Annotated in this window: 1 protein-coding gene; it reads right to left on the bottom strand. The window is 36.8% G+C overall.

What is annotated here, in order from left to right:
• A partial coding sequence (locus Q0910_RS28555; protein WP_299224258.1) for a hypothetical protein occupies nt 1–374 on the bottom strand: 374 nt, incomplete at its 3' end.
• Between the last annotated feature and the right edge of the window lie 15 nt (nt 375–389).

Raw genomic sequence — 389 nt, 5'->3', positions numbered from 1 at the left:
AACCGCTGATTCTCTGCATAGTAGGCTCCATTACCGTAGTAGTATACGATTGTATCTTCTTTATCAGCAGTTTCTATGTTGGTAACATACCAACTGGAGATATATTCTGCGGTATACTCATTCTGTTGGGTGCTATAGGATGTATGGGTGTATTCTGCTTTGGCAAACTCATAGCGTGTTCCCTGGGTATCGGTAATGATCCAATTGGTGATTTGATCCCCTAACAAGGTATAATCAATTTTAACCTCAGGATTATCAATACAAAAAACTTGATATTTTCCATTTTCAGTCACATCATAGTTGATTCCGATGGTACCTGATAATCCGTTAATAGAAAAACTAAAGGTATCTGCCTGGATATCGATATTGTTCATACTATAATTGGTTAA

Origin of the sequence: uncultured Aquimarina sp. (assembly GCF_947495315.1) — a bacterium.
Classification (GTDB): domain Bacteria; phylum Bacteroidota; class Bacteroidia; order Flavobacteriales; family Flavobacteriaceae; genus Aquimarina.
This window is presented reverse-complemented; position numbering and strand designations above follow the sequence as displayed.